The 26,355-nt window shown below is 64.6% G+C and carries 23 protein-coding genes and 1 tRNA gene; 16 read left to right on the top strand and 8 right to left on the bottom strand.

The window, feature by feature from the left end:
* Positions 1-94 precede the first annotated feature (94 nt).
* The 3 genes from VGL01_RS16730 to dprA form a co-directional block, all read right to left on the bottom strand.
* Positions 95-2,767, bottom strand: coding sequence for a DNA topoisomerase III (locus VGL01_RS16730; RefSeq protein WP_331571240.1), 2,673 nt, complete (start codon positions 2,765-2,767; stop codon positions 95-97).
* Between the two features lie 201 nt (positions 2,768-2,968).
* A complete protein-coding gene (locus tag VGL01_RS16725) occupies positions 2,969-3,346 on the bottom strand; it encodes a thioredoxin family protein (protein ID WP_331571238.1) in 378 nt (125 codons plus the stop codon).
* Between the two features lie 109 nt (positions 3,347-3,455).
* Positions 3,456-4,655, bottom strand: a complete 1,200-nt coding sequence (dprA, locus tag VGL01_RS16720; RefSeq protein ID WP_331571236.1) for a DNA-processing protein DprA — start codon at positions 4,653-4,655, stop codon at positions 3,456-3,458.
* A 268-nt stretch (positions 4,656-4,923) separates the two neighbouring features.
* Between dprA and def the strand changes: the two genes are divergently transcribed.
* The 13 genes from def (at position 4,924) to VGL01_RS16655 (ending at position 16,460) form a co-directional block, all read left to right on the top strand.
* Positions 4,924-5,427, top strand: coding sequence for a peptide deformylase (gene def, locus VGL01_RS16715; protein ID WP_331571234.1), 504 nt, complete (start codon positions 4,924-4,926; stop codon positions 5,425-5,427).
* Positions 5,428-5,450: 23 nt separating this feature from the next.
* Positions 5,451-6,440, top strand: a complete 990-nt coding sequence (fmt, locus tag VGL01_RS16710; protein WP_331571232.1) for a methionyl-tRNA formyltransferase — start codon at positions 5,451-5,453, stop codon at positions 6,438-6,440.
* Between the two features lie 76 nt (positions 6,441-6,516).
* Positions 6,517-7,167, top strand: coding sequence for a LysE family translocator (locus VGL01_RS16705; RefSeq protein ID WP_331571230.1), 651 nt, complete (start codon positions 6,517-6,519; stop codon positions 7,165-7,167).
* 134 nt (positions 7,168-7,301) lie between these two features.
* Entirely contained in the window at positions 7,302-8,159 is an 858-nt protein-coding gene (gene htpX, locus VGL01_RS16700; RefSeq protein ID WP_331571228.1) for a zinc metalloprotease HtpX, read from the top strand.
* 125 nt (positions 8,160-8,284) lie between these two features.
* Entirely contained in the window at positions 8,285-9,721 is a 1,437-nt protein-coding gene (gene rsmB, locus VGL01_RS16695) for a 16S rRNA (cytosine(967)-C(5))-methyltransferase RsmB (protein ID WP_331571226.1), read from the top strand.
* A complete protein-coding gene (locus VGL01_RS16690; RefSeq protein WP_331571224.1) occupies positions 9,718-10,311 on the top strand; it encodes a DUF4390 domain-containing protein in 594 nt (197 codons plus the stop codon). The genes rsmB and VGL01_RS16690 overlap by 4 nt, the downstream gene beginning before the upstream one ends.
* The gene (locus tag VGL01_RS16685) at positions 10,301-12,709 is read left to right on the top strand and encodes a PAS domain-containing sensor histidine kinase (RefSeq protein WP_331571222.1); all 2,409 of its coding nucleotides are present in this window, start codon (positions 10,301-10,303) and stop codon (positions 12,707-12,709) included. The genes VGL01_RS16690 and VGL01_RS16685 overlap by 11 nt, the downstream gene beginning before the upstream one ends.
* Positions 12,710-13,399 (top strand): response regulator transcription factor EsaR, encoded by a 690-nt coding sequence (esaR, locus tag VGL01_RS16680; RefSeq protein WP_173255850.1) that lies wholly within the window; start codon positions 12,710-12,712, stop codon positions 13,397-13,399.
* 60 nt (positions 13,400-13,459) lie between these two features.
* A tRNA-Phe gene (locus VGL01_RS16675) sits at positions 13,460-13,535 on the top strand.
* Between the two features lie 189 nt (positions 13,536-13,724).
* Positions 13,725-14,459 (top strand): 7-cyano-7-deazaguanine synthase QueC, encoded by a 735-nt coding sequence (queC, locus tag VGL01_RS16670; RefSeq protein WP_331571220.1) that lies wholly within the window; start codon positions 13,725-13,727, stop codon positions 14,457-14,459.
* A gap of 81 nt (positions 14,460-14,540) precedes the next feature.
* A complete protein-coding gene (gene queE / locus VGL01_RS16665) occupies positions 14,541-15,173 on the top strand; it encodes a 7-carboxy-7-deazaguanine synthase (protein ID WP_331571218.1) in 633 nt (210 codons plus the stop codon).
* A gap of 10 nt (positions 15,174-15,183) precedes the next feature.
* A complete protein-coding gene (queD, locus tag VGL01_RS16660) occupies positions 15,184-15,630 on the top strand; it encodes a 6-carboxytetrahydropterin synthase QueD (RefSeq protein WP_331571270.1) in 447 nt (148 codons plus the stop codon).
* A 95-nt stretch (positions 15,631-15,725) separates the two neighbouring features.
* Positions 15,726-16,460, top strand: coding sequence for a tetratricopeptide repeat protein (locus tag VGL01_RS16655; protein ID WP_331571216.1), 735 nt, complete (start codon positions 15,726-15,728; stop codon positions 16,458-16,460).
* A 15-nt stretch (positions 16,461-16,475) separates the two neighbouring features.
* Here VGL01_RS16655 and rodA read toward each other — a convergent pair whose 3' ends face one another.
* The 5 genes from rodA to VGL01_RS16630 all read right to left on the bottom strand — a co-directional run bounded on the left by rodA (position 16,476) and on the right by VGL01_RS16630 (position 22,654).
* Positions 16,476-17,624, bottom strand: coding sequence for a rod shape-determining protein RodA (gene rodA, locus VGL01_RS16650; RefSeq protein ID WP_331571214.1), 1,149 nt, complete (start codon positions 17,622-17,624; stop codon positions 16,476-16,478).
* A gap of 11 nt (positions 17,625-17,635) precedes the next feature.
* Positions 17,636-19,876 (bottom strand): penicillin-binding protein 2, encoded by a 2,241-nt coding sequence (gene mrdA / locus VGL01_RS16645; RefSeq protein WP_331571212.1) that lies wholly within the window; start codon positions 19,874-19,876, stop codon positions 17,636-17,638.
* Between the two features lie 19 nt (positions 19,877-19,895).
* Positions 19,896-20,408: a rod shape-determining protein MreD gene (gene mreD / locus VGL01_RS16640; protein ID WP_173255846.1), complete on the bottom strand. Its 513-nt coding sequence runs from the start codon at positions 20,406-20,408 to the stop codon at positions 19,896-19,898.
* The gene (gene mreC, locus VGL01_RS16635; protein WP_331571210.1) at positions 20,405-21,511 is read right to left on the bottom strand and encodes a rod shape-determining protein MreC; all 1,107 of its coding nucleotides are present in this window, start codon (positions 21,509-21,511) and stop codon (positions 20,405-20,407) included. The genes mreD and mreC overlap by 4 nt, the downstream gene beginning before the upstream one ends.
* A gap of 99 nt (positions 21,512-21,610) precedes the next feature.
* Entirely contained in the window at positions 21,611-22,654 is a 1,044-nt protein-coding gene (locus VGL01_RS16630; RefSeq protein ID WP_017772379.1) for a rod shape-determining protein, read from the bottom strand.
* Positions 22,655-23,048: 394 nt separating this feature from the next.
* On the opposite strand from VGL01_RS16630, the gene gatC reads away from it, so the two are divergent.
* The 3 genes from gatC to gatB are packed head-to-tail and all read left to right on the top strand — an operon-like array spanning position 23,049 to position 26,341.
* Positions 23,049-23,348 (top strand): Asp-tRNA(Asn)/Glu-tRNA(Gln) amidotransferase subunit GatC, encoded by a 300-nt coding sequence (gatC, locus tag VGL01_RS16625; protein ID WP_331571208.1) that lies wholly within the window; start codon positions 23,049-23,051, stop codon positions 23,346-23,348.
* 33 nt (positions 23,349-23,381) lie between these two features.
* Positions 23,382-24,869 (top strand): Asp-tRNA(Asn)/Glu-tRNA(Gln) amidotransferase subunit GatA, encoded by a 1,488-nt coding sequence (gene gatA / locus VGL01_RS16620; protein WP_331571206.1) that lies wholly within the window; start codon positions 23,382-23,384, stop codon positions 24,867-24,869.
* The gene (gene gatB, locus VGL01_RS16615) at positions 24,866-26,341 is read left to right on the top strand and encodes an Asp-tRNA(Asn)/Glu-tRNA(Gln) amidotransferase subunit GatB (RefSeq protein WP_331571204.1); all 1,476 of its coding nucleotides are present in this window, start codon (positions 24,866-24,868) and stop codon (positions 26,339-26,341) included. The genes gatA and gatB overlap by 4 nt, the downstream gene beginning before the upstream one ends.
* Positions 26,342-26,355 lie beyond the last annotated feature (14 nt).

Here is a 26,355-nt window from a genome sequence, read left to right as displayed (position 1 = left end):
GCGCTGTAAGGCCCGGAACGTCTGCCGAGGCAGGCATTCCGGCCGATAGAGCTAACGCCGAAGCGCGCCGCCGCGGCTCGTAGCGGCTACGCGCTCACGCGCCGACTTTTCTGGCGGCAGCCTTCTTGGCCGGAGCCTTCGCTGCCGGCTTGGCGGCTGTCTTTGCGGCCGTCTTGGTTGCTGTCTTAGCCGTTGTCTTACGGGCCGTCGCCACGGTCGTGTCGCCCGCCTCGTCCGCCGCCGCATCAGACGCGGCGGCCGAGGCAGCCGCGGTGCGAGCGCTCGATTTGGCCGCCGTCTTGGCCGAGGGCTCCTTCTTCTCGAACTCGAAGCCGATCTTGCCGTCGCTCTGCTTGACGAGATACGCCTTGAAGTTGCGTCCGGTGCGCGACGACTTGAAGCCGGTCAGTAAATCGGTGCGGCCCGCCTCGAGCAGCTTCGCCATCTGCTCACGCGCGATCTCCTGCTGCAAGATGACTTTGCCGGAGCGGAAATCGCAGGTCTTCGGCACGGCGACCGAGTTCTCGCACACGTAGCTCATGCCGTGCTCGAAGACGCGCGCATGGCATTTCGGACATGCGCCGACGGCTTCCTGTTCCGAGAAGTCCGGTGCCTCGCCGTCCTCGCCGCCCTGATCCTGACCGAAATCGAACTCGAGCTTGTAGTTCTTGATTTCGTCATCGAACGTCAGCTTGAGAATGGCCGAGAAAGGCCGGCCCATCTTGCTGCGGAAACCGGAGAGCGGCCCGATCTCTTTCTTGGCGAGCAGCGTTTCGACTTCGTCGATCTCGAATTGGCGGCTGCCCGGAATCTTCGAAATCGAGAACTCGCATTGTGTGCAAGCGAACCGCCGGTAGTTTTCCTTTACCTGGCCGCCGCAGTTCGGGCAGGGCGTCGTCAACGTCGCGTAATCGCCCGGGATCGTATCGGAATCGTATTCCTTCGCCCGTTTGACGATCGTTTGCGTCATGCGCGCGATTTCCTGCATGAAGGCGTCGCGCGCAAGCTTGCCGCGCTCCATCTGCGCCAGCTTGTGCTCCCATTCGCCGGTGAGCTCGGGGGCGGTGAGCTCTTTCACGCCCAGCCCGCGCAGCAGCGTCATGAGCTGGAATGCCTTGGCGGTGGGGATGAGCTCGCGCCCCTCGCGCACCAGATATTTCTCACCGAGCAGCCCTTCGATGATGGCCGCGCGCGTGGCCGGCGTGCCCAACCCTTTGGCGGCCATCGCTTCGCGCAACTCGTCGTCTTCGACGAGCTTGCCCGCACCTTCCATGGCCGACAGCAGCGTCGCTTCGTTGTAGCGCGCCGGTGGTTTCGTGGTCAGCTCATGGGCGGCAATCTTGTCGGTCTTGACCTTCTCGTCCTTCTGTACCGGCACGAGGTTGGCTTCCTCGCCACCCGTCTCGCGCCCATAGACTTGCAGCCAGCCCGCTTCCACGAGAACCTTGCCCTCGGTCTTGAAGTGGTGGCCAACCACCTCGGTGATGCGCGTCGTCACGCGATATTCGGCTGCCGGAAAGAACACGGCCAGAAAGCGCTTGACGACGAGATCGTAAAGTTTCTGCTCGGGCTCGGACAGTGCCTTCGGAGCCTGCAGCGTCGGAATGATGGCGAAGTGATCGCTGATCTTCGAGTTGTCGAAGATCCGCTTGTTGGGCTTGACCCAGTTCTTGTCGAGCACCTGTTTCGCAAACGGAAGGTAGTTGTTGCTTTCCTTCAGCATCTCGAGCGTGCTCGTCACGGTGCCGAGATAGTCTTCCGGCAGCGCGCGCGCATCGGTTCGCGGGTAAGTGAGCACCTTGTGCTTTTCATAGAGCGCTTGCGCGAGCCCGAGCGTGTTCTTCGCCGAAAAGCCGAAACGTCCGTTCGCCTCGCGCTGCAGGCTCGTCAAATCGAACAGCAGCGGCGAGAGCTGCGTCGAAGGCTTCGACTCCTCGCTGACGACACCGATCTGATCGCGGCAGGCCGCCACGACCGTCTCGGCGGCGGCCGGACTCCAGAGCCGCGAATCGCGTTTCTCCGGGTCGAATTCGTCGCGCTTGAATTTCGGATCGAACCACCGCCCTTCGTAAAAACCGCCCGCGCAGACGAACTCGGCGCGAACCTCCCAGTAATCGCGGGGCACGAAGCGCCGGATTTTCTCCTCGCGCTCGACGACGATCGATAGTGTCGGCGTCTGCACGCGCCCGACAGTGGTCAGGAAAAAGCCGCCGCCCTTGCTGTTGAATGCCGTCATCGCGCGCGTGCCATTGATGCCGACGAGCCAGTCAGCCTCGGAGCGGCACCGGGCGGCATCCGCCAGCGGCTGCATGTCGCCATCGCTGCGCAAGTGCGCGAAACCTTCGCGAATCGCGGCCGGCGTCATAGATTGCAGCCACAGCCGCTGAACGGGTTGTTTCGCTTTCGCGTGCTGGGCGATCAGACGGAAGATCAACTCGCCTTCACGGCCCGCGTCGCATGCGTTGATGAGGCGGTCGATATCCTTGCGCTTGATCAACCGGGTCAGCACCTTGAGCCGCGATTCGCTCTTGGCGATCGGATTGAGGTCGAAGTGCGGCGGAATGACCGGCAGATGAGCAAAGCTCCATTTGCCCCGCTTGACTTCGTATTCCTCGGGCGCGGCGATCTCGAGCAGATGGCCGACTGCCGACGAGAGAACGTACTCGTCGCTTTCGTAGTACTCGTCATGTTTGGTGAAGCCGCCGAGTGCTCGCGCGATGTCGTTCGCGACAGAGGGCTTCTCCGCAATGATCAGTGCTTTGGACATGACAGGATGTAATAGTCTCCGGGGTCGATCCCCGTATGGTGGTTCCTTTAACGACCGCTTTATAGCATACGGCGCCCTCGGGGCGCCCCACGATCGGAAAAGGCCTGTGTTTTCAAGCCGGTTTTTTCCAGAGTCTGCGCAAACGCGGAACGCAAGCATCGCACGTGCCGGAGCACCGCGGCGCGGGAAGAACAAAAAGGGTCAGGTTGCGACGAGTGCGGGCCTCAATTTGGGCGCCCCGACTGCCGGCGGCAACGCGGTCAGATCGGACAGCAGGCGCTCGGCGATCGCGATATGCGGCAGTACCGTGCCGAAAAAGCGTGTCGTGACGCCGTCCTCGATCAGCAGCGTCGGGAAGTTTTCGACGTCGAGGTCGTCGAATCGATCCGCGTGCGTTTCGATGTCGATCCAGACGAAGCAGATCTCGGGGTGCGCCTCGGCCAGGCGGTCGAATTCGGCCTGGTAATCGCGGCACGTGCCGCACCACTGTGCGCAAAGGCAGGCGACGAGAAGCGTGTCGCTGTCGGTGACGCGCTCGGCGATCCGGTCGGAGTCGGTATCGAGGTTCAGCGCGGGCATGCTGGGTCTTCCTGTGTCGGTCGAAGTGCGTTTCGAGCGAATGTAGCACGGCGGCCGTTGTACAGCGTCGAGGCCTGCCGGCGCGAATTGCAGACCTGCGCACGCTGCTTTAGCCCCGGCGCGTTGCCGTACGCGTGAAGCGGCCACCCGGCAGCGCATTCACGTGGCCGGCCAATTCGAGTTCGAGCAGCGCGGCCTGCAATGCCGCGCCACCCATGTCGGTGCGTCTGGCGAGAACTTCAAGGGTGGCCGGTGCGTGGCCGAGTGCGGAGATCACGCGTGCCGCGGCGCTGCCTTGCGCATAGGATGGCGCCGTGCGCGCGTCGGCGCCTGCCTGCGCTGCCGGTGCGACTGCCGGTGTCGCTGGCGCGCCGGAGTCCGGGGCTGCAACATCGGCGTGAGACCGGGCCATGCCGACGAGCCCCAGTTCCTCGAGAATCTCCGCGGGCTCCTCGGTCAGCCGGGCGCCTTCCTTGATCAGGCGATGGCAGCCGCGCGAAAGCGGCGAATGGATGGACCCAGGCAACGCAAAGACGTCGCGCCCCATCTCGTTGGCAAGCCGCGCGGTGATGAGTGAGCCGGACCGAAGCGCTGCCTCGACGATCAGGACACCTTTCGCGAGCCCGGCGATGAGCCGGTTGCGCTGAGGAAAGTGCGAAGGCCGAGCCGGTGTGCCGAGCGGCCATTCGGAGACGAGCGCCCCGTGCGAGGCGATCCGTTGAGCAAGCTCGCGGTGTGCCAAGGGGTAGACGATGTCGATACCCGTGCCGATGACAGCCACCGTGTGGCCCATGACTTCGAGCGCGCCCCAGTGCGCCGCCGCATCGATGCCGAGCGCCAGACCGGACACGATCACGAGACCCGCCGCCGCGAGCTCGCGGGCGAATTGCGCGGCGTCTTCGAGCCCCTGCGGCGTGGCGTTGCGGCTACCCACGAGGGCGATCGCGCTCGCGTGCAGCAGTTCCAATTGCCCTTTGACGTACAGCAGTGGCGGCGGATCGGGCATCGCGAGCAGCGCGGGCGGATAGGCGGGATCGGCGAGCGAGACGAGTGCATTGCCCGGCTGTTCGCACCATCTTGCGACGCGGGCCACCTGCGCGTCCCAGCCCGCGGGCAACGGCGCGAGGATGGCCTGCGCGGCGGCTTCGCCCCCGACCGCCGCGAGCGCGTCGAACGATTGGCTGCGTAAGGCGTGCGGCATTCCAAAGGCGGCAAGCAATGCCCGCAGCGCGGCGGGCGTGAGACTGCGGGTGGCGGCCAACGCCAACCACGCCGCCCGTTCATCGTCGGTCATCGGTAGCGCTTTCATCGCCCCCGCCCCGGCCGCCTGCGCAGACCCCCGCGGCATGTTAAAATTTTCACCATCCGAAAAAGCCCCCCGTGCCCTCGTAAACGCGGCGCGAACGCTCGCCTGCTCTGATTCCCGCGGCGAAGCGACGCATGACATCGCGCTATCTTCGATGTGCGAGCACGGCGGCACAAGCCAGCCGAACGGCCTATCGCCGCATACGGCAATTGTTGATTCGCGCGCGGCACCACTGAAGCGTGGCTGCTCGAGCGCCAGTAACTTTCCGACCATGGCATTGCTGAACATCCTGCATTACCCCGATAAACGCCTGCACAAGATCGCGAAGCCCGTCGCGAACGTCGACGAGCGCATCCGCAAGCTTGTCGCCGATATGGCGGAAACGATGTATGCCGCCCCGGGCGTGGGCCTCGCCGCAACCCAGGTGGACGTTCACGAGCGCGTCATCGTCATCGATGTCTCGGAGACGCATGACGAGCTGCGCGCGTTCATCAACCCCGAGATCGTCTGGTCCAGCGATGAGCGCAAGCTCGCCGAAGAGGGGTGCCTCTCGGTGCCGGGTATCTACGACAGCGTCGAGCGGGCCGAGAAGGTTCGCGTGCGCGCGCTCAACGAGCGTGGCGAGACATTCGAGATCGATTGCGAAGGTCTTCTGGCTGTCTGCATTCAGCACGAGATGGATCACTTGATGGGGCGGGTGTTCGTCGAGTACCTTTCGCCGCTCAAGCAAACCCGCATCAAGACAAAGATGAAAAAGCTCGCCCACGCGATGTGAGCGGCCCGTCCCCGTTGGAATCCATGACACATTCGCTGCGCGTCATCTTTGCCGGTACGCCGGAATTCGCGGCCGCGGCGCTCGCCGCGATCGATGCGGCCGGGTTTCCGATCGCGCTCGTTCTAACGCAGCCGGATCGCCCGGCCGGGCGTGGAATGAAGCTGCAGGCAAGTGCTGTCAAGCGTTATGCCCTCGAGCACGGTTTGCCGGTGGCCCAGCCACCCTCGCTGCGCCGTAACGGCAAATATCCGGCCGAAGCGAGCGCGGCCATCGATGCGCTGCGCGAAACGCCGCACGATGTGATGGTCGTAGCCGCTTATGGGTTGCTGCTGCCCCAGGAAGTGCTCGACATTCCGCGCCACGGCTGTATCAATATTCACGCTTCGCTGCTCCCGCGGTGGCGCGGCGCCGCGCCGATCCATCGGGCGCTCGAAGCCGGAGATACCGAAACGGGCATCACGCTCATGCAGATGGATGCGGGACTCGATACGGGCGCGATGCTGCACGCGGCCAGCGTCCCGATCGATCCGCAAGACACGACGGCGACGCTTCACGACAAGCTCGCCACGCTGGGTGCGCGGTTGATCGTCGAGGCGCTCGGCGAGCTCGAGCGCAACGGCCCACTAGCCGCGTCGCCTCAGCCGGAAGCTGGCGCCACCTATGCGGAGAAGATCGGCAAGCACGAAGCGGCGCTCGATTGGCGTCGGCCGGCCGACGCACTGGCCCGGCAAATCCGCGCGTTCGACCCATTCCCGGGTGGCGCGGCGACGCTCGAGGACGGCGCGGTGCTGAAGGTCTGGGCTGCGCAGCCCACCGCGGTGCGGGCGCCCGATGCCGCACCGGGTACGATCGTAGAGGTGTCGCCGGACGGCATCGTCGTGGCCTGCGGCGAGGGCGCACTGCGATTGACGCAGCTGCAAAAGCCGGGCGGCAAACGCCTGCCGGTGCGCGAATTTCTCGCCGGCAGTGCACTCGCGGCCGGGCAGCGGTTCGTGTTGCCGCAGCCAAGCTGAAGACTGCCGCGCCGCGTGCGCTCGGCAGTCTGTCGAATCACGGGTTTTGGAAGTTTGAGGTCAGGAGATTTCGCGCATGTTCGGCATCGTTCACTTTCCGTTTTTCCTGGCAGCCGTTTTCTTGCTGAACGTGACGCCCGGCCCCGACACCGCGTACATCGTCGGGCGCAGCGTGGCGCAGGGGCGCAGCGCGGGGCTGGTCTCCGCGCTGGGTATCTCCGCTGGCTGTTGCGTGCACTCGCTGGCGTGCGCATTCGGCTTGACGGCGCTGCTCGCCGCTTCGGCCACCGCCTTCACGGTCATCAAGCTGGTTGGCGCCATTTATCTGATCTATCTGGGCGCCCGCATGCTGTTCGCGTCGCGTGGCGAACCGCGGCAAGCGCAGCTCGAGCAGCCGCGGGGCGCCCCGGGTGGGCGCAAGCCGCTCGGGCAGCTGTTCGTGCAAGGGTTCTGGACGAACGTGCTGAATCCCAAGGTCGTGCTTTTCTTCGTTTCGTTCTTTCCGCAATTCGTCTCGGCCGATAGCGACGCCAAGGCGCTGGCGTTCCTCTTTCTCGGCCTGGTTTTCGTCGCCATGAGCACCGTCTGGAACAGCTTCGTTGCATGGGTTGCGGGCAGCGTGACCGAGCGTCTCGGCGGCAAGCCCGGCGTGAAAAAGTGGCTCGACCGCGTGGTCGGCAGCGCGTTCGTCGGGCTCGGGTTGAAGCTCGCGACGGCTCAGCGTTGATTTTCCGTGCCGGGGGTTGAATTTTTTGCCCGCGCCGCAAACTAACGAATCGCTTACAATCGATCGGTGGCCGCCGTGGGCGTATTGTCGCCGCGCGGTCCCCATGCACCAGGCAAACGGGAAAAGGAGAGCTCATGTTCAACTGGGTCAAAACCGCAATGCTGATGGCGGCGATCACGGCCCTGTTCGTCGTGATCGGCGGCATGATCGGCGGCTCGCGTGGCATGACGATCGCGCTGGTCATCGCACTCGCGATGAATTTCTTTTCGTACTGGTTCTCGGACAAGATGGTCCTCAGCATGTACAACGCTCAGGAAGTCGACGAGACCAGTGCGCCGCAGTTCTATCGAATGGTGCGCGAACTCGCGACGCGGGCGAATTTGCCGATGCCGCGCGTCTATCTGATCAACGAAGACGCGCCGAACGCTTTCGCGACGGGACGCAATCCCGAACACGCGGCCGTGGCTGCCACGACGGGTATCCTGCGCGTTCTCTCGGAGCGCGAGATGCGCGGTGTCATGGCGCACGAGCTGTCGCACGTGAGGCATCGCGACATTCTGATCTCGACCATTTCGGCGACGATGGCCGGTGCCATCTCCGCGCTCGCCAACTTCGCCATGTTCTTCGGCGGGCGTGACGAGCAAGGGCGTCCCGCCAACCCGATCGCCAGCATCGCCGTTGCCTTGCTCGCGCCGATCGCTGCGGCCATGATTCAGATGGCCATCTCGCGCGCGCGCGAATTCGAAGCCGATCGCGGCGGCGCGGAGCTCTCGGGTGACCCGCAGGCGCTCGCTTCGGCGCTCGACAAGATCCACCGTTATGCGGCGGGGATTCCTTTTGCGGCCGCCGAGGCTCATCCGACGACCGCCCAGATGATGATTCTCAACCCGCTGTCGGGCGGTGGGATCGCGAATCTGTTCTCCACGCACCCGGCGACGGAGGAGCGTATCGCGCGCCTGATGGAAATGGCGCGCACGGGCCGCTACGACTGACGCGCCGCGATTCCTGCGCGGCCGCCGCGCATATCGCGCGGCGAGCTCGTCGGGCAAGCGCGCTAAAATGCTGCGTTTGTCCTGCCGAGGGCGTCACGTGGCGCCCTCGCTCCACCGTTGTCTCCATGACCCGATCCTCTTCAGCGCACCGGCAGCACGGCTCGCCGCGAGCCGTCCGTGAAAAGCGTCTGCCGGCGCTTCCGCTCGTGCCCGATTCGCTAGGCTTCGCGCTCGATGCCGCCGCGCAGGCGGTGGCGGCGGTGCGCGCCGGCCGCGCATTGCCTGCGGCGCTGGCTGCCGTTCGCGCGAGTTCCCTGCCTGCAGCCGCCGAGCTATCGCGCCAAGCGGTCCAGGACATCGCCTACCGGACGTTGCGCCGCCTCGGCACAGCGGATTGGATCGTGGCGCGGCTCGTGCGCAAGGCGCCGCCTCCGCATGTCGGCAATCTGCTCGTATGCGCGCTCGCCTTGTTGATCGACGACGCGGCAAACGCGGCCTATGCCGGGCATACGGTTGTCGATCAGGCAGTGCATGCCGTCGGTGCGCGGCGCGATCTCGCATTTGCGAAAGCACTCGTCAACGCGGTGCTGCGAACCTTCCTGCGCGAGCGGGAGACACTCATCGAAAGCGCGCAGGCCGACCCGGTGGCGCGCTGGAACTATCCGGGCTGGTGGATCGACGCGGTTCGGCATGCCTGGCCGGCGCAATGGGAGGCCATCCTCGCCAGCGGTAATGCGCCCGGGCCGCTGACGTTGCGCGTGAACGCGCGCCGCACGACGGTCGACGACTATCTCCAAACGCTGCGCGAGGCGGGGATCGAGGGGGCCGCCATCGGACAGTACGCGGTAAGGCTTGCGTCGCCGATGCCGGTCGAACGTATTCCCGGCTTCGCCCACGGCGTGGTCTCGGTACAGGATGCGGGCGCGCAACTGGCGGCCGAGTGGCTCGGCGTGCGCGACGGCATGCGCGTGCTCGATGCCTGCGCCGCGCCGGGCGGCAAGACAGGGCACCTGCTCGAGTTGGCCGATGTGACGCTCGTTGCGCTTGAAAGCGACGCCGCGCGCGCCGGACGCATCGTCGAAAACCTCGACAGGCTGCGGCTTTCAGCCGAGGTGCGGATCGGCGATGCCGGCGCGCCGGACGCCTGGCACGACGGACGGCCTTTCGACCGAATTCTCGCCGATGTCCCCTGCTCGGCCTCGGGCATCGTCCGGCGTCATCCCGACATTCGCTGGCTGCGCCGGCCGGGCGACATCGCCGCGCTCGCGGCCGAGCAAGCGCGCATTGCCGATGCGTTATGGCCGCTCGTGGCGCCCGGCGGCGAGCTGCTGTACGTGACCTGCTCGATCTTTCCGGAAGAAGGCGAGGCTCAGGCCGCGCGGTTTGAACGCGTTCATCAAGATGCGGTACGATTGGACGCGCCAGGGCAGCTGGCGCCGGTCTCGGCCGGCGCGGCACTTCCATCCGGCGCTCTCGTATCGGCCGGAATGCGCGCCGCCGGGCGCACCGGGTCAGACATCGACCACGACGGTTTTTTCTACGCGCGCTTTCAGAAACGGTGACGATCAGCAAACGCTCTTTTCCGCTTCGGCTCGTGGCCGTGCTCCTGATCGGGCTGACCCTTTGCGTTGCCGCGGCGGCGTCGGCGTTCGCCGATTCCATCGCCGTGCAGCGCGCGTCGCTGCAGGCGGACGGCACGGGATGGAGCCTGGATGCCCGTTTCGAGTTCGAGCTCAACAACAGCCTCGAGGATGCGGTCAACAAAGGCATTCCGCTGTACTTCACGACCGAGTTCGACCTCACGCGTGCGCGCTGGTATTGGTTCGACGAGCAGCCCGTATCGGCATCGCAGACGCTGCGGCTGTCGTTTCAGCCGCTCACGCGCGAATATCGCGTCTCGAGCGGCGGGCTGCAGCTCGGCTTCGCCTCGCTCGCCGATGCGCTTGCCGTGATCAAACACGTGAGCTCGTGGCACGTGATCGATCGCACGCAGGTGCGGCCCGGCGAAAGCTACACGGCATCGGTGCGCATGGAGCTCGACACCGCATTGATGCCGAAGCCGTTTCAGGTCGATGCGGTGAACAATCGCGACTGGGCGCTGGCATCGGACTGGAAGCGGTTTACTTTCACGGTGAACGAACATGCTAAGTAGCGTGCGCCGCATTGCGAATGTGAAGAGCATCGTCCTGCGCGTGCTCGTGGCGACGGTCGCCGTCGTCGCGCTGCTGCTGCTGGTGCTGCTCGCGGCGGCGAGCGCGAACACCGAGTTTTTCGACCGCTATTACTCGTGGCTCTATGCGGCCAATATCGCGGTCGCGCTCGTCTTCCTGCTCGTCGTCGTCGCACTCGTCGCGATGATTCTCGCGCGCCTGCGCAAAGGCAAGTTCGGCACGCGGCTGCTGGCGAAGCTCGCGATTTTCTTCGCACTCGTCGGCGTCGTGCCGGGCGGGATCATCTACGTCGTTTCGTATCAATTCGTCTCGCGCAGCATCGAATCGTGGTTCGATGTGAACATCGAGACCGCGCTGACTTCAGGCCTCAATCTCGGGCGCGGCATGCTCGACGCGTCGCTCTCGGATCTGCAGACCAAGGCGCGTCTGATGTCCGAGCAACTGGCGAGCGCGAATCCTGCCAACACCACGATCACGCTGCTGCGGCTGCGCGATCAGTTCGGCGTGCACGAGGCCATGCTGATCGAGACGACGCGCGGAGTGGGCGCCTCGCCCGATCTGCACGTGCTGGCGCAGGCGTCGAACAACATCGCCAAGCTCGTGCCGGACGATCTGCCGACCCCGCTCATGATCGATCAGGCGCGCGGGCGCGGCTTTGCGGCCATCGAGGGCGAGATCGACGGCGATCCGCATGCGACGGGTAGCAAAGGCTCGCTGCGCTTGCGCGTCGTCGAGCGCGTGCCCGACGCGACGACCTCGCTGTTGCAGCCGACCGAGCGCTTCTTGCAGATCACGCAGCCGGTCTCGCCGACGCTTGCCCGCAATGCCGATGCGGTACAGCGCGCCTATCGCGAGTATCAGGAAAAGGCCCTCGGGCGCACCGGCTTGCGCAAGATGTACATCGGCACGCTGACGCTCGCGCTTTTTCTCGCCACGTTCATCGCGATGATGCTGGCGCTCGCGCTCGGCAATCAGCTTGCCCGGCCGCTCTTTTTGCTCGCGCAGGGCACGAAGGAGGTGGCGGAGGGCGATTACACGCCCAAGCGCGAGATCAAGACGCGCGACGAGCTGGGCTTTCTGACGCAGTCGTTCAATGCGATGACGCGCCAGCTTTCCGAGGCACGGGCGGCCGTCGAACGAAACCGCATCGCGCTCGAGCATTCGAAGGCCTATCTCGAGCGCATTCTGGCGAACCTCACGGCGGGCGTGTTCGTGCTCGACCGGCAATTCCGGCTGACGACGGCCAATCGCGGTGCCGAGCGTATTTTCCGGCAGCCGTTTCAGTCGATGCTCGGTGCCTCGCTCGAGCACATCGGTGTGGCGGCCGAGTTCGGTGCCATGGTGCGCAAGGCGTTCGCGGACCGTGACGCCGCCGATCACGGCGAACTCGACGATGGGCATTGGCAGCAGCAGTTCGCGGTTCAATTGCCGGGCGAGAGCGAGCCTGTCACGCTGCTCGTGCGCGGTTCGCGCCTGATGTCGGGCACGGTCGACAGCGTGCCGGACGAGGGTCGCACGGCGGGCTATGTCGTGGTATTCGACGACATCTCCGACGTGATCTCGGCGCAGCGCTCGGCCGCCTGGGGCGAGGTGGCGCGGCGGCTCGCCCACGAGATCAAGAACCCGTTGACGCCGATCCAGCTGTCGGCCGAGCGCCTGCAGATGAAGCTTGCGGACAAGCTGTCGCCGCACGATGCGGATGTGCTCAAGCGCGGTGCGACGACGATCGTCAACCAGGTGGCGGCGATGAAGCGGATGGTCGACAATTTCCGCGATTACGCGCGCACCCCGCCCGCGGTGCTGGTCAATTTGCAGCTCAACGATCTCGTTGCGGAAGTGCTCGCGTTATACGGCATCGAGGAAGGCAAGAGTCCGATCGTCGTGAACATGCACGATCTTCCGGTTATCAAGGGCGATGCGACGCAGCTGCGCCAAGTCATCCACAATCTGCTGCAAAACGCGCAGGACGCGGTGGCCGAGCTTGAAAATCCGCGTGTCGTGCTCGAAACCAAGACAGTAGAATATGGCGATCCCGACGCGCAGGGCAAAGTGCGCGTCGCCGTGCGCCTGACGGTGTCGGACAACGGACCGGGCTTCCCCGCGCGCATCTTGACGCGCGCGTTCGAGCCTTACGTGACGACGAAGGCAAAAGGCACGGGGCTCGGGCTCGCCATGGTCAAGAAGATCGTCGACGAGCACGGTGCACGCATCGACATTCGCAATCGCGGGAAAGACGCGGCGGTTGAAGGTGCGCAGATCTCGATTTTGTTCCTGCAAATGGCGGACGACAGCGCCCCGCTCGAACCGGGGCAGGCGGCAACGCGTTCAGGCGCATCGCCGGGAACGACAAAAGCAATAGCGCAGATAAGGGCAGCATAAATGGCGACCATCCTGGTGGTAGACGACGAAATGGGTATTCGGGAGTTGCTCTCGGAAATCCTGAGCGACGAGGGACATGCCGTGGAAGTCGCGGAAAACGCGCAGTACGCGCGCGAATACCGCTTGCGTCAGACGCCCGATCTGGTGCTGCTCGATATCTGGATGCCGGACACCGACGGCGTTACCCTGCTCAAGGAGTGGGCCGCGCAGGGCTTGTTGACGATGCCGGTCATCATGATGTCGGGGCATGCGACGATCGATACGGCGGTCGAGGCCACCAAAATCGGCGCGCTGAACTTTCTCGAAAAACCGATCGCGCTGCAAAAGCTGCTCAAAGCAGTCGAGCAAGGGCTTGCGCGCGGCACCGCGCTGCCGGCAGCGGCCGCGGCGGCTGCCAAGGCGGCCTCTGGGGGGCCTTCGAACGCCGTCGCGGCGGCCGTCGCGTTGCCCGTCCTCGCTTCCGACAACCTGGCGGGCACGGCCGCCGTGGCGCAGACCGCATCGATCTCGTTCGATATTCCGCTGCGCGATGCGCGTGACGCGTTCGAGCGCGCCTACTTCGAATACCATCTGGCGCGCGAGAACGGCAGCATGACGCGCGTTGCCGAGAAGACAGGGCTCGAGCGTACGCATCTTTACCGGAAGCTCAAGCAGCTCGGTGTCGATCTCGGCAAGAACAAGGGCGAATGAGCGGTGCTCCAAAAGCACTTGAGCACGCCCTAGGTCCTTGATATACTCTCGCTTCTTCGTGGCCCGGTAGCTCAGTTGGTAGAGCAGCGGATTGAAAATCCGCGTGTCGGTGGTTCGATTCCGCCCCAGGCCACCAGCAGTATCGAACCCCAAGAACCGAAAGGTCCTTGGGGTTTTTCTCATGGCATCGGCCCGGCATCCGGATGCGTCACGGCGGGTACTGCGTATAAGCGCCACGGCGCCTGTCCCCAAAAGCCGAGGCATATACTGCACGGGTGGCGCTGCGCGAGCGTTCGCGCCCATCCTGGTTCACGGAGTTCTAACGGTGGTTCAGACAGACGCTAAGAACGGCGCGCTCGTGTTGTTTTCGGGCGGGCAGGATTCGGCCACGTGTCTCGCGTGGGCCCTCGATCGCTACGACACCGTGGAGACGATCGGCTTCGATTACGGCCAGCGTCATCGCGTCGAGCTCGAATGCCGCGAGGGTGTGCGCGAGCAGCTTTCGCGCGCATTTCCTGCTTGGGCCGAACGTCTGGGCGAAGACCATACGGTCGATCTGTCGGTGCTCGGCACGATCAGCGATACGGCCATGACGCGCGAAATCGAGATCGAGGTGGCGGCGAATGGACTGCCGAACACTTTCGTACCCGGACGCAATCTGATGTTCATGACGATTGCGGCGGCGATCGCTTACCGGCGCGGGCTGCGAGTCCTCGTCGGCGGCATGTGCGAAACCGATTTTTCGGGCTACCCCGATTGCCGCGACGATACGATGAAGGCGCTGCAAGTCACGCTCAATCTCGGCATGGCGAGCCGGTTCGTGCTGGAGACGCCGCTCATGTGGCTCGACAAGGCCGATACATGGCGGCTCGCCGAATCGCTCGGCGGCCACGCGCTCGTCGAGTTGATCCGCGTGGAGACCCACACCTGCTACGTCGGCGAGCGCTCCGAGTTGCACGATTGGGGTTTCGGCTGCGGCGAATGTCCGGCATGCCGCCTGCGAAAGCGCGGTTACGAGGCGTTTCGCGCGGGCGAAAAAGTGACGCAGGCGCCGACGTAGCGACGTAGCGCGGCTCGGCGATATCGGTACGGGCGCTCGTTCATTCGCCGCCCGGCCCATCGAGATGGACAGAAAGAAATCATGACGTACGCGGTCAAGGAAATTTTTTACACGCTGCAGGGCGAAGGCGCGAACGCTGGCCGGCCTGCCGTGTTTTGCCGATTCGCCGGCTGCAACCTATGGTCGGGTCGGGAAGAAGATCGCGCGCAAGCCGTCTGCCGTTTTTGCGATACGGATTTTGTCGGTACCGACGGCGAAAATGGCGGCAAATATCGGGACGCGGCTGCCCTCGTCGAGAAGATCGCATCGCTGTGGCCGGACGGCGAGGCTCACCGCTTCGTCGTCTGCACGGGCGGCGAACCGATGCTGCAGATCGATGCGGCCTTCGTGGATGCGCTGCACGCGGCGGACTTCGAGGTCGCCATCGAAACGAACGGAACGCTGCCCGTGCTCGAATCGATCGATTGGGTGTGCGTGAGCCCCAAAGCGGACGCACCGCTCGTCGTGACGAAAGGCAATGAGTTGAAGGTCGTGATTCCTCAGGACAATCAGCGCCTCGCGGAGTACGCTTTGCTCGATTTCGAGCATTTCCTCGTGCAACCGATGGACGGGCCGGCGCGCGACCTCAATACGCGGCTCGCGATCGACTGGTGCAAGCGGCATCCGTTGTGGCGGCTGTCGATGCAAACCCATAAGTATTTGAATATTCCCTGAGCTTCTCGTGCTGACGATTACCCGAAAACTTGAGTTCGATGCGGGGCACCGCATTCCCGACCACCGCAGCCAATGCCGCAACCTGCACGGGCATCGCTACGTGCTCGAGATCACGCTGCAAGGCGATATCGTGGAGACGGAAGGCGCGCCGGATCGCGGCATGGTGATGGATTTCGCCGATGTGAAATCGCTGGCGATGGAGCATCTCGTCAATCGCTGGGATCACGCGTTTCTCGTCTATGCCGGGGATACGCCGGTGCGGACGTTTCTCGACTCGATGCCCGGGCATAAGACCGTCGTACTCGATCGGATACCGACCGTCGAGAATCTCGCAGCGATCGCCTTCGAGACGCTGGCCGCGGTCTATGACGCGCACTATGGCGTCAATTTGCGGCTCGCGCGTGTGCGGCTCTTCGAAACGCCGAACTGCTGGGCCGATTTCGCTCGCGGCGCTTGAAAGGCCCCGTTCGCCGGCGTGCCGTCAGCGTGAACAGCCCTGGCTCGATTGTCACGGTATGATCGTGAGAGCCGGTTGGCGCGAGGAGGCGCACGATGAGCCCATTCACGAATCCCCTCAAAGCGTTGGCGATGCTCGCGTTGGGCCTCGCTGCGGCGGGTCCCGGCGAATTCGCGCTCGCCCAGGGCGTCTCGCCGTTAGCGGGGGTACCCCAGGCCGCGGCCGATGCCGAGACGCAAAGCGCGGTTGCAGACTACAACGCCGGCGCTTTCGAGGCCGCGCTCAAAGGTTTTCGCCACGCGGCCGAGCATGGCAGCCGGCTGGCCCAGTTCGACTACGCGATGATGCTGCTCAACGGCGAAGGGGGGCCGGCGAATGTCGACGAAGGGCGCAAATGGTTGCGCAAAGCCGCCGACGCGAACATGTCGCATGCGCAGTATGTCTACGGCAGGATGTACGACGATGGCGAGTTCGTCGCGCGGGATCCCGCCGAAGCACACCGGTGGTTCTTGAAAGCCGCGCGGCAAGGCCACGTGCAAGCGCAGCTATCGCTCGCCAATCAGTTCCTCGACGGGCGCGGCACCCCGCGCGATAACCAGCAAGCGTTCTATTGGTACAAAAAGGCCGCGGAGGGCGGCGACGCCACGGCGCAATATGTCGCGGGCTCGTTTTACGAACGCGGCGGGGACGGTGTGACGCGCAATCTCAATATCGCCCGTGCCTACTACGCGGCTGCGGCGGCACAGGGCGATCCGGCGGCGCGGCTCAAATTCAGGGAGCTGAGCCTCGAGTTGCAACGCGAGGCGAAGAGCCCGCCCAAATCGAACTGAACGCCGGCCGGCGGTTCAGCTTTTCATCAGCCGCTTATGCCGCCCGACGCTCATGATGAGGCCCACGGCGATACCAAGCGTCGTCAGCGCGGTACCGCCGTAGCTCATGAACGGCAGTGGCACGCCCACGACGGGCAGGACCCCGCTCACCATGCCGATATTGACGAACGCATAGGTGAAAAACGCCATCGTCAGCGAACCGGCCAGCAATCGCCCGAACAACGTGGCGCCATTGGCGGCGATGAACAGGCCGCGCGCGATCAACGCCGTATAGAGCAATAGCAGCACCACTTCGCCGAGCAGCCCGAATTCCTCGGCAAAAACGGCGAAGATGAAGTCGGTATGTTTTTCGGGGATGAAGTCGAGATGCGCCTGCGTGCCCTTTAGCCAGCCCTTGCCGAGCGGTCCGCCCGAACCGATCGCTATCACCGCCTGGATCGTATGGAAGCCCTTGCCCAGCGGGTCGGATGTCGGATCGAGCAGCGTGCAGATGCGGTGCTTCTGGTAATCGTGCATGAGCGGCCATTGCACTTCGGGCTGACAGATCCGATCCTGAAAAATGGCGACCGAGCTCGCGCCGATGACCACCGCGATCAGCACCGGCGCGATCAATTTGAACGAGAGTCCCGCAAAGTAAATGACGAAGAAGCCGGCCGCGAACACGAGCATCGCCGTGCCGAGATCGGGCTGCTTGGCGATCAGACCGACCGGCAGCAGCAACAAGGCGAAACCGACGATGAAGTCGTACCAGCGCAGGCCGGCTTCGCGTTTTTGGTAATACCAGGCCAGCATCAGCGGCGTCGCGATTTTGAGGATCTCGGACGGTTGGATGACGACACCGACGTTGATCCACCGTTTGGCGCCCTTTTTCGTGATGCCGAAGACCGCTACGCCCACGAGCAGCGCGATACCGAACGTGTAGAGCGGCACGGCGAAGCGCATGAGGGTGGTCGGCGGCACGGTGGCGAGCACCCACATCAGCAAGAACGTGAGCACGATGTTGCGCATTTGATCTTCCACGCGCCCGGGAACGTCGAGGCTCGCGCTGTATAGCGTGACGATACCGACGCAAAGCAGCAGAAAGACAGTCAGCGCGAGCGGGCGGTCGAAGCCGATGAACATGCTCTTGAGCCGTTCGAGCCAGACCCGTTTATCGAAGTTCAAGTGGCCCTCCGTTAATCGTCGGCGCCGGCCGAAGCCGGCCTCGCGCTCGCCGTGCCCGATGTCCGCACCGCGCGATTGTCGCGCGCCGGCGCCAGAGCCTCGTCGGATACGGTGTGCGGCTTGGGCGGTGTCGGCGCGGGCTGTGGTGCGGGCTGTGGTGCGGCCGCCGACGGTGCCGGCGCCGCGGCTGCCGAGGCCGGAACCTCGGGCAGCGGCAGCGGCTTGAAGCCCGGTGCCACTGTGACCGGTGTGGCCGCGCTTGCAGGCTGGGCCGCGGGTTGCCCGATTGCCGGCTCCGACGCCGCCTGCGTGGCCGAGGCCGCGGTCGCGACGGCGGCTTGCAGCACACCGGGCTTGTTACGTTGAAGCAGATAGTAGTCGAGCACGCTGCGCACGATCGGCGCGGCGACGCTCGCCCCCCAGCCGCCGTTTTCGACGATGAGCGCAACGGCGATTTGAGGATGGTCGGCCGGCGCAAACGCGATGAAAAGCGAATGGTCGCGCAAATGCTCGGCCAGCGCGCCGCCATGATATTTCTGGCCCTGCAACGAAAACACCTGCGCCGTCCCAGTCTTGCCGCCGACGACATAGGGCGCATTGCGGAAAACCTGATAGGCGGTGCCGGACGGATTGCTCGTGACGGCAACCATCGCCCGTTTCACGAGATCGAGATCGGCTTGGGTGACCGTGGTGATGCGTCCGCTTTCATGCGGCACCGTGAGGCGCATCTGATGCGTGATCGGGTTCTCGATTTCCTTGACGAGGTGCGGCCGCATGACGACGCCGTCGTTGGCGAGCGTCGCCGTGGCGTGCGCGAGCTGCAGCATCGTGAACGAGTTATAGCCCTGGCCGATCCCGAGGCTGATCGTTTCGCCTTCGTACCAGCGCTGCTGTTCGGGCTTGCGATACGCCTTTTTCTTCCAGTCCGTCGAAGGCAGAATGCCGCGCGCCTCGCCCGCGATGTCGATGCCCGTGATCTGGCCGAAACCCCAGGGTTTCATGAAGTTGGCGATCGCGTTGACGCCGAGATCGTGCGCGAGCATGTAGAAATAGGTGTCGTTCGACACCATGATCGCGCGGTTCATGTCGATCCAGCCCTGCCCCTGCGGCACGTCGTTGCGGAACGTGTGGCCGGCGAACGTATAAAAGCCCGGATCGTGGAATCCCCATTCGGGCGTCCGCTTTTTCAGCGCGAGCGCGGCCAGCGCCATGAACGGCTTGTAAGTCGAGCCCGGCGGATAGGCGCTGTGAAGCGGCCGATTCAAAAGCGGATGGTCCGGCGAGTTGTTCAGCGCATCCCAGGTCGGCTGATCGATGCCGTCGACGAACGCGTTCGGGTCGAAACTCGGCGCTGACACGAACGCGAGCACGTCACCCGTCGCGGGCTCGATGGCCACGAGCGCCCCGCGCCTTCCCGCAAACGCCTGCTCGGCCACTTGCTGCAGCCCGATGTCGAGCGACAGCACGAGATTATTGCCCGGCGTGGCCTGCGTGCGCGACAGCGTGCGCACCGGGCGGCCGCCGGCCGTGACCTCCACTTCCTCGAAACCCGTCAGGCCGTGCAGCTCTGTTTCGTAGCTTTGCTCGACGCCGATCTTGCCGATGTAGTCGGTGCCCTTGTAGTTGTTCGCGTCGAGCCGCGGATCGTAATGATCCGGGTCGCTGTCGTTTTGCTCGCTGGCCGCGTCGATGCGCTCCTGATCGCGCTGCGAGATCCGCCCGATATAGCCGATTACGTGTGCCGCCGTCATGCCGAGCGGATATTGACGGAACAGCCGCGCGCGGACGTCGACACCCGGAAAACGAAAGCGCTGCGCCGTGAAGCGCGCGACTTCCTCGTCGGTGAGCCGGGTGCGGATCGGCAGGCTCTCGAAATTCTTCGAATCCTCGAGAAGCTTTTTGAAGCGGCGCCGGTCGACCGCGTCGATGTTGACGACGGTGGCGAGTTTGTCGATGACGTTTTCGAGCGAATCGTCGAGCTTCGAGGGCGTGATTTCGAGCGTATAAGCCGAGTAGTTGCGCGCGAGTACGACGCCGTTGCGATCGGTGATGACGCCGCGGTTCGGCACGATCGGCGCCACCGAGATGCGGTTTTCGTCGGCCTGCAGCGAGTACTTGCTGTAATGCCAGACCTGCAGAAACAGAAAACGGAAGACGAGCAGCCCGAAGCACACGAGCACGAACAGGCCCGCGGCCGCGACGCGCACGCGAAACCGCGAGAGCTGCTGCTGGGTGTTCTTGAATTCGGTCATGCGCGCGAGCTCTGCATGCTCAGATGGGCCGCGTGTCGTCGGGATCCGCCGGACGGCGTTGCGGCATCAACAGCAGCGTGCAGGCAAGCGGCCAGAGCGCCGCTTCCACGAAGCCGTGCACGAGATAGCCCCAGCCCGGGAATGCCGCGCCCATCAAAAGCCGTGTAATGAACGGCACGAGTTGGGCGATGACGAGCAACGGCGCCACGGCGAACACCTGCAGACCGCGCGGCATCCACAGTACGCGCCGGTGGATCGTGATGGCCCCGTAAGAAAGCAACGTGTAAGCGAGGGCGTGCTCGCCGAGCAGGCTCGCATCGTGTACATCCATCAGCAAGCCGAGAAAAAACGCGATGCCCATGCCGACCTTGCGCGGCTGATGCACGTTCCAGAACAGCACGACGAGCGCGACGAAGTCCGGCACGCCGATGAGATGACCCCACGGCATCAGATTCAGTAAGAACGCCGCGGCGAGGCTGAACGCGATGAAGTACGGATTGACCGGCAGCAGAATGTATTGCGGACGGTTCATCGCCGCGCTCCTGCCGGCGCCGCGGCTTGCGTCGTTGCGCGATCGGCCGGCTTCGCGGCGGGCGGCTGGGAAGCCGCAGGTTTCTCGCCGGCTTTCGGCACGCTGTTCGTCGCGCCCTTTTCCGAGCCCGGGCTTTTTTCCGCGTCCTTGTCTGCTGCCTTGTCTGCCGCTTTCTCGCCCTTTTGCCCTTTATCCGCGCCCTTGCCGGTTTTCTTGCCTTTCGGGTCTTTCGCGCCAGGCTCCGGCTGCGGCTCCGGACGTGGCGGCAGATTGCTCTGGTAATGAAGAACGAGGACGGCGCGCGCACCGCGCACTTTGGCCACAGGCACGCAAATCACGCGCGCGAACGCCGTATCGGCCAGTTTGTCGACGCGCGCTACCTTCGCAACGGGCAATCCCGGCGGATAGACGCCATCGAGCCCGCTCGTCACGAGTTCGTCGCCGGCGACGATATCGGCGCTGATCGGCACGAAGCGCAGCTCCAGCGCATTGCCCGCGGGCGTGCCGTAGACGACGCCACGCAGCCCCGTGCGGACGATCTGCACGGGCACTGCCTGATCCTTGTCCGTGAGCAGCGTCACCTCGGATTGCATCGGGAATACGCGCGTGACCTGGCCGATCATGCCGTCTTCGCTGACGACGGGCGAGCCGTTCTGAATGCCTTGCTGCGAACCGCGGCCGATCACGACCTTTTGCGTGAACGGATCGCGCGTGTCGTATTGGATTTCAGCAGGTGTCGTTTGGGTGCCGATTTCGTGGCTCAGATCGAGCAATGCCCGCAGGTGAGCGTTTTGCGCCGCCAGCGAGGCGTTCAGATTGGCTTCGACCGAAAGCTGAAGGTTTTTTGCGGCGAGCTTCTGGTTGTCGCTGCGCAACGTAACCGTCGACACCGCAAAGCTCGTGGCACCGAGCGCGAGATCGCGCGGGATCAGCGCCGCGCGCTGCAGCGGGTAGAGTCCGACGTCGAGCACGCCGCGCACGATTTCGAGCGTTTTGAAACGCGCGTCCGAGATCAGCAGCGCAAGCGCGAGTGCAACGAAGAAAATGAGCCGCGCAAGCGCGGACGGGCCTTGCTTGAACAGAGGCGGCGGACTGTATTCCATGGTCGACGCCGGGGGCGTGATCGTGAGCGGGCGGCGGCGCAGTGCTTCAGCGCACCGGGAGACCCGGCGATGGCGTATGCGCCGCGCCCGCGAAGCTCATCACTCGTACGAGAAGATGCTGCCGAGCTTGTCCATCCGCTCGAGCGCCATGCCCGAGCCGCGGACCACGCAGGTGAGCGGATCTTCTGCCACGAGCACGGGCAGTCCCGTTTCTTCGGCGAGCAGGCGATCGAGATCGCGCAACAGCGCGCCGCCGCCCGTGAGCATCATGCCGCGCTCGGCGATATCGGCGCCGAGTTCCGGCGGGGTCTGCTCGAGCGCGATCTTGACCGAGGAGACGATCTGATTCAGCGGATCGGTCAGCGCTTCGAGGATTTCGTTGCTCGAAATCGTGAAGCTGCGCGGAATGCCTTCGGACAGGTTGCGCCCTTTGACTTCCATTTCCTTGACTTCCGAGCCCGGGAACGCGGAGCCGATTTCCTTTTTGATGGCTTCGGCGGTTTGTTCGCCGATGAGCATGCCGTAATTGCGGCGGATATAGTTGACGATGGCTTCGTCGAATTTGTCGCCGCCGACACGCACCGAGCCTTTGTAGACGATGCCGCCGAGCGAGATGACGCCGACTTCCGTGGTACCGCCGCCGATATCGACGACCATCGACCCCGTGGCCTCCGACACCGGCAGGCCCGCGCCGATCGCCGCGGCCATCGGTTCTTCGATGAGGTAGACCTGCGAGGCACCGGCACCGTGCGCGGCTTCCTTGATCGCGCGGCGCTCGACCTGGGTCGAGCCGCAGGGCACGCAGATGATGATGCGCGGCGACGGCGAGAACATGCGCGATTCATGCGCCGTCTTGATGAACTGCTTGATCATCTGCTCGGTGACCGTGAAATCGGCGATGACGCCGTCTTTCATCGGCCGGATCGCCTCGATGTTGCCCGGCACCTTGCCGAGCATCTGCTTGGCTTCCCGGCCCACCGCCTGGATGGTTTTCTTGCCGTTCGGACCACCCTCCTGGCGGATCGATACCACGGAAGGTTCGTCGAGGACGATGCCCTTGCCGCGCATGTAGATGAGGGTGTTGGCGGTGCCGAGATCGATCGCCAGATCGTTCGAGAAGTAGCTGCGCAAAAAGCCGAACATGAAATTCCTGTCTCGCCGGGGAAGAGCCGGGCTTCGCCACCTTGGGCGCTGCCGCGGCAGCGGAAAAAATAAAAGCCTCGGGATCGGGCGTGAACGGTGCGCCGATACCTGCGTACCGCCCACCGCGAGCGCGAAGCTGCGATGAATTCGACCGGAAGGCCGCACGAGGCGAGGCGGCAGCGTGGTTTTCAGCGCCAAAACCCCCTGCGAGGGACGGTCCGGGTTTGGTTCGAACGCGTAATGATACCTTATAATTTCGACCTATTTGTAGTAAACGGACGGTCCTTTTTGCCGTTCCCGGCCCGCTGTTCGGGGGTCTGGAGCGGCACTCCAACAGTTTCGCGCGGCGCCGTTTCGGGCACCGCGCGAGGCCCCTTTTTCTCCGGTGAGACGCATGGCCTTGACCCTGACCGATGTGAAACGCATCGCCCATCTCGCGCGGCTCGAGCTGCCCGAGGCCGACGCCGAGCCGACGCTCGCCCAGCTCAACGAGTTTTTCGGCCTCGTCGAGCAGATGCAGGCGGTCGACACGGCCGGCATCGCCCCGCTCGCGCATCCGATCGAGCAGATCGAGGATGTCGCGTTGCGGCTCAGGGACGATGTCGTCACGGAAACAGTCGCCCGCGAAGGCAACCAGCAGTGCGCGCCGGCCGTCCAGGACGGCCTTTACCTCGTACCGAAGGTGATCGAGTAACCGAATCGTCTTCAAGACAGGAACGAACCAGACATGCACGCCAACAGTTTGACCGAGCTCTCCCGCGCGCTCGCGACGCGGCAGATCTCGGCCGTCGAGCTCGCGCAGCTCTTTCTCGAGCGCATCGAATCCGCGCGCGAATTGAACGCCTTCATCGAAGTCGCGCCGGAGCGCACGCTCGAGGCCGCGCGCGCGGCCGACGCCCGGATCGCCTCGGGCGACGCCGGCCCGCTCACCGGGGTGCCGGTGGCCCACAAGGACGTGTTCGTGACACGCGGCTGGCACTCCACGGCCGGCTCGAAAATGCTCGCCGGCTACGAGAGCCCGTTCGATGCGACCGTCGTCGAGCGGCTCGCGCGAGCCGGCATGGTGACGCTCGGCAAGACGAACATGGACGAATTCGCGATGGGTTCGTCGAACGAGAACTCCGCCTTCGGGCCGGTGCGTAATCCGTGGGATACGCGAGCCGTACCGGGGGGCTCGTCGGGCGGCTCGGCCGCGGCCGTCGCCGCCCGGCTCGCGCCCGCCGCGACCGCCACCGATACGGGCGGCTCGATTCGTCAGCCGGCGTCGTTTTCAGGCGTGACGGGCATCAAGCCCACCTACGGCCGCGTATCGCGTTACGGCATGATCGCGTTCGCGTCGTCGCTGGACCAGGGCGGGCCCATGGCCCAGAGCGCCGCGGATTGCGCGCTGCTGCTCAATGCGATGGCCGGTTTCGATGAACGCGATTCCACGAGCCTCGCGAGAGAGGACGAGGATTTCGGGCGTTATCTCGACAAGCCTTGGGGTGCGTCGGGCAGCGCGGACAAACCGCTTGCCGGCCTGCGTATCGGCTTGCCGAACGAGTATTTCGGCGCCGGTCTGGCCGATGACGTCCGCGCGGCCGTCGACGCAGCGCTCAAGGAGTACGAGGCGCTCGGCGCGACGCTCGTGCCCGTTTCGCTGCCGAAGACCGAGCTGTCGATCCCGGTCTACTACGTGATCGCGCCGGCCGAGGCCTCATCGAACCTGTCGCGTTTCGACGGCGTGCGCTACGGTCATCGCGCGGCTCAGTACGGTGACCTTCTCGAAATGTACAAGAAGTCGCGCGCCGAAGGGTTCGGCCCCGAGGTCAAGCGCCGCATTCTCGTCGGCACGTACGTGCTCTCGCACGGGTACTACGATGCCTACTACCTGCAGGCACAGAAGATTCGCCGCATCATCGCGCAGGATTTCCAGGAAGCCTTCCACCACTGCGATGTCATCATGGGGCCCGTCGCGCCGACGGTCGCATGGGATATCGGCGCAAAAGGCGACGACCCCGTGCAGATGTATCTGGCGGATGTCTACACGCTCTCGGTGAGCCTGGCCGGCCTGCCCGGCATGAGCGTGCCTTGCGGTTTCGGCGCCGGTGCGGGCGCGAAGCGCCCGGTGGGCTTGCAGATCATCGGCAATTACTTCAACGAGGCCCGTATGTTGCAGATCGCTCACGCGTATCAGCGCGCGACCGACTGGCACCAACGAGCGCCGGAGGCATGACCATGCAATGGGAAGTCGTAATCGGCATCGAGACGCACGCGCAGCTCTCGACGGCCTCCAAGATCTTTTCGGGCGCCTCGACGCGCTTCGGCGCCGAGCCCAACACGCAGGCATGCGCCGTCGATCTGGCGCTGCCCGGCGTGTTGCCGGTCATGAACAAGGGCGCGGTCGAGCGGGCCATCCGCCTGGGACTCGCCGTCGGGGCGACGGTCGCGCCGCGCAGCATTTTTGCGCGCAAGAACTACTTCTACCCCGATCTGCCCAAGGGCTACCAGATCAGCCAGTACGAAATCCCCGTCGTGCAGGGCGGCGCGATCACGATCCAGGTTCCGGCCAACGAGAAGACGGGCACCGCCGCCTATGAAAAGACGATCCATTTGACGCGCGCGCACCTCGAGGAAGATGCCGGCAAGTCGCTGCACGAGGATTTCGCCGGCATGACGGGTATCGATCTGAACCGTGCCGGCACGCCGCTGCTCGAGATCGTGACGGAGCCCGACATGCGCAGCGCGGCGGAGGCCGTCGCTTACGCGAAGTCGCTCCACGCGCTCGTCGTCTGGCTGGGCATTTGCGATGGCAACATGCAGGAAGGCTCGTTCCGCTGCGATGCCAACGTATCGGTGCGCCCGGTAGGCCAGGAGCAGTTCGGTACGCGCGCCGAGATCAAGAACCTCAATTCGTTCCGTTTTCTCGAAGAGGCGATTCAATACGAGGTGCGCCGGCAGATCGAACTGATCGAAGACGGGGGCACCGTGGTGCAGGAAACGCGTCTTTACGATCCGGATAAGCGCGAGACGCGCTCGATGCGCAGCAAGGAAGACGCGCACGACTATCGCTATTTCCCCGACCCGGATCTGATGCCGCTCGTGATCGATGCGGGCTGGATCGAGCGCGTGAAGCTCGAGATGCCCGAATTGCCGGCCGCGATGCAGGAACGGTTCGTGCAGCAGTATGGGTTGACGCCCTACGATGCCGCTGTACTGACATCGAGCAAGGCAATGGCGGCCTACTTCGAGGCTGTCGTGGCGAAGCTCGGCGCCTCGCAGGCGAAAACGGCCGCGAACTGGCTGATGGGCGAGGTCTCGTCGCAACTGAACCGCGATGGTCTCGAGATCGGCGCGTGCCCGGTGTCGGCGGCGCAGTTGGCGCTTGTGCTGCAACGGATCGCCGACGGCACCATATCGAACAAGATCGCCAAGGAGATCTTCCTTGCGATCTGGGACGAGAAGGCGACCGACGACGCTGCGGCGGACCGCATCATCGAAGCCAAGGGCTTGAAGCAGATATCCGATACGGGCGCACTCGAAGCGATCATCGATGAAGTGCTGGCGGCCAATCCGAAATCGGTCGACGAGTATCGGGCCGGCAAGGAAAAGGCGTTCAACGCGCTGATCGGGCAGGCGATGAAGGCGACGAAAGGAAAGGCCAATCCGCAGCAGGTCAACGAGCTACTGAAGAAGAAGCTCTCATGAAGCGGTACGGCGGC

It is taken from the genome of Trinickia sp. (genome assembly GCF_036503415.1).
Lineage (GTDB): Bacteria > Pseudomonadota > Gammaproteobacteria > Burkholderiales > Burkholderiaceae > Trinickia.
The sequence above is the reverse complement of the archived record's forward strand: the minus strand, read 5'-3'. Positions and strand labels throughout refer to the sequence as shown.